The sequence below is a fragment of the Flavobacteriales bacterium genome (assembly GCA_013214975.1).
In the GTDB taxonomy this organism is placed as follows: domain Bacteria; phylum Bacteroidota; class Bacteroidia; order DT-38; family DT-38; genus DT-38.
On the sequence record JABSPR010000438.1, the window covers coordinates 1 to 3,001 of the forward strand.

The 3,001-nt window shown below is 37.9% G+C and carries 4 protein-coding genes; 2 read left to right on the forward strand and 2 right to left on the reverse strand.

From position 1 onward, the window contains the following. Positions 1–269 (forward strand): hypothetical protein (locus tag HRT72_13625; GenBank protein NQY68749.1); only part of this gene is annotated, 269 nt, incomplete at its 5' end. 24 nt (positions 270–293) lie between these two features. Beyond that, positions 294–1,538 (forward strand): 2-oxoglutarate dehydrogenase complex dihydrolipoyllysine-residue succinyltransferase, encoded by a 1,245-nt coding sequence (odhB, locus tag HRT72_13630; protein NQY68750.1) that lies wholly within the window; start codon positions 294–296, stop codon positions 1,536–1,538. Here the strand turns inward: odhB and HRT72_13635 are convergent, their stop codons facing one another. Both HRT72_13635 and nadE read right to left on the reverse strand, forming a co-directional pair. Then, positions 1,539–1,976 carry a hypothetical protein gene (locus tag HRT72_13635; GenBank protein NQY68751.1) on the reverse strand — a complete coding sequence of 146 codons (438 nt, stop codon included), beginning with the start codon at positions 1,974–1,976 and terminating at the stop codon, positions 1,539–1,541. It abuts the gene before it with no gap. A 201-nt stretch (positions 1,977–2,177) separates the two neighbouring features. After that, a partial coding sequence (gene nadE / locus HRT72_13640; GenBank protein NQY68752.1) for an NAD(+) synthase occupies positions 2,178–3,001 on the reverse strand: 824 nt, incomplete at its 5' end.

Sequence of the window (3,001 nt, forward strand, 5' to 3'; positions counted from 1 at the left end):
ACAAGGATACCGCCATAGTAAGGTTGGAGCAGTTGTACCCGTTGCCAACGGAGGAGATCCAAAAGGTATTGAAGAAATATAAAAACGCCGAGAAATTAATCTGGGCGCAGGAAGAACCGGCCAACATGGGCGCATGGACGTTTATGCTTTGGAAGTTCCCAGAAAGGTTAGATTTGGTATCGCCACCGGAAAGTGCGGCACCGGCATCTGGATCTCATGAGAGATTTAAGAGCAGACAGGCAGAAGTTATCGATGGTGCGATAAAATAGTTTAGTAACTATAATTGATTTAAAATGATTGTTGAAATTAGAGTTCCAAGTCCAGGTGAGTCGATCACAGAAGTTGAAATAGCTTCTTGGCTTGTTTCGGAAGGCGAATATATTGATAAGGACGCCGAATTGTGTGAGATAGATTCTGATAAGGCTACACTTACGATCAACGCGGAAGAGTCTGGTTCGTTATCAATTAAAATAGAAGAAGGAGAAACTGTTGCAGTAGGGGATATAATCTGCACTATTGATACTAGTGCAGAAGGAAAATCAAAAAAGGGCGTAACAAAAGAAGATAGGCCAGAGCCAGTTGCTGAAGTAAAAAAACAAGAAGTAGTTAAAGCTGATGCTGACAAAGAAGATAAAAATTACGCATCTGGACATCCATCCGCCGCTGCGAATAAACTAATAGCTGAAGCTGGGGTTGGTTTAGATCAAATTAAGGGTTCCGGTAAGAACGGAAGAATAACAAAACAAGATGTTATCTCTCAGTTAGCTGGAGGTGTTTCTGCATCAAGTGCCGGTGGCTGGGGAGGTTCTAGAGACGCTACTCGGAGGAAGATGTCTATGCTTAGAAGGAAGCTAGCATCTCGATTGGTTGCCGTTAAAAACGAAACTGCCATGCTAACTACTTTTAACGAAGTGGACATGAAACCGGTGATGGATTTAAGAACAAAGTATAAAGCTAAATTTGAAGAAGTACATGGCGTAAAGCTTGGCTTCATGTCGTTTTTTACGAAAGCTGTTACAGAGGCGCTGAGCCTGTTTCCTAATGTAAATGCTATTCTAGACGGAGAAGAAATAATAACGCATAATTATGCGGACATAGCAATTGCTGTGAGTGGACCAAAAGGATTGATGGTACCTATTGTTAGAAATGCAGAAGTAATGAGTTTGGCCGAAATAGAAGCCGATATAAAGCGATTGGCAATCAAAGTGAGAGAAGGCAAGATCAGTATGGATGAAATGTTAGGAGGGACGTTTACAATTACAAATGGAGGAGTATTTGGATCGATGATGAGTACGCCGATAATAAATCCACCGCAAAGTGGAATTCTAGGGATGCACAATATTATTCAACGACCGATTGCAGTAGATGGTGAGGTCGTAATTAGACCAATGATGTATATCGCTTTATCATATGATCACAGAGTGATTGATGGTAAAGATTCAGTAGGATTCTTGGTAGCAATTAAAAAGATGCTGGAAGATCCTGCGAATATGATATTTGGAGGGAAACAAGGAGAAGAGGTTCTCTTAGGCCTCTAGTTATTTAGGAGAATTGTAAAGCTGGTTAGTGATTTTCTCCAAGAGTAGTATATCCATAATTAAACTAGATGTCATTTCTACTGCTGAGATTGAGTTCGCTTTTTCGAAAAAATCACTGTATAGTTTTAAAAGGTTTGTGACATTTTTAATCAGTTTCTTTTCCATGTCTTTATCCAGGCCTTGTAACTTGTTAAAAGATTTGGTCGCTTGTTCGTGATACTCTGCTCCTAAACTGAGGTATATAAACTTCAATTGCTTAGCGCCATCCCCGATATCGATTGTGTTTTTAACTACCGATTGGCAAGAGAATAAATATTGAGCTAGTACTAGTTTTTCGCTAGTGTATTCTGAACTTTTAGCAATTCCCGTCGATGGCATTGATAATGAGCAGATTAATACAATTGCAAGTGTCGAAATATTAATATTTAAGCTTTTCATGGGTGTAATGTTTTTGTAAAAAAAGTGCAATATATGTGTTTATTACGACGCAAGAACCGCTTAGTTGTGATGTTTTTGAGTCGTATCGCTAATAATACTGTACGTAACTAAGTAACTATTTTATAATGAATTAAATAGAATAGGTTGATTGTAAATTTATTTTTAAAAGGAAGACGATCGTTTCCTAGAATATAGATCCCGTTATTCCATGTATTTTCCAACAATCGGCATCCGTCTCCCAATTCCAAATCCTTTATTCGAAATACGTAATACTGGAGGTGACTGATATCTTTTGTGTTCATTTCTATTAACTAATTTGATGATCGCATTAACTGTGCCACTATCAAACCCTTGACTAATAATTTCTTTTGGACTCTGTCTCTTCTCAATATATTGATAAAGAATTCCATCAAGAATATCGTATTTAGGAAGAGAGTCAGAATCTTTTTGATCTGGTCGAAGTTCAGCAGAAGGGGGCTTGGTAATAATAATATCGGGTATAAGCTCTTTCTCTTTGTTAATGTGTTTGCAGAGTTCAAATACTTCCGTTTTGTACAAGTCTCCAATAACAGATAATCCACCGCTCATATCTCCATAAAGAGTACTATAGCCAACAGCGCTTTCGCTTTTATTTGAAGTGTTTATTAGAACATGTACGAATTTGTTAGCCATTGCCATAAGTAATAGAGACCTACTGCGTGCTTGAATGTTTTCTTCTGTAACATCCTCTTTCTGTCCGGCAAACACATTAGTTAATGTTTTTGATACGCTGTCCACTATATCTTTTATAGGTAAGGTAAATGAATGACAACCTAAGTTATTTAGTAGTTCTTGAGAATCCGTAATAGAACCTTCAGAAGAATAGATTGATGGTAGCATTACACATGTTACGTTTTCTTTACCCAACGCATCAACTAATAAAACAGCTACCAACGCCGAATCTACTCCACCGGATAAACCAATTATTGCAGATTTAAGGTTGAGTTTGCCGAAATAATCTTTGATACCCATCACTAACCCTTTTC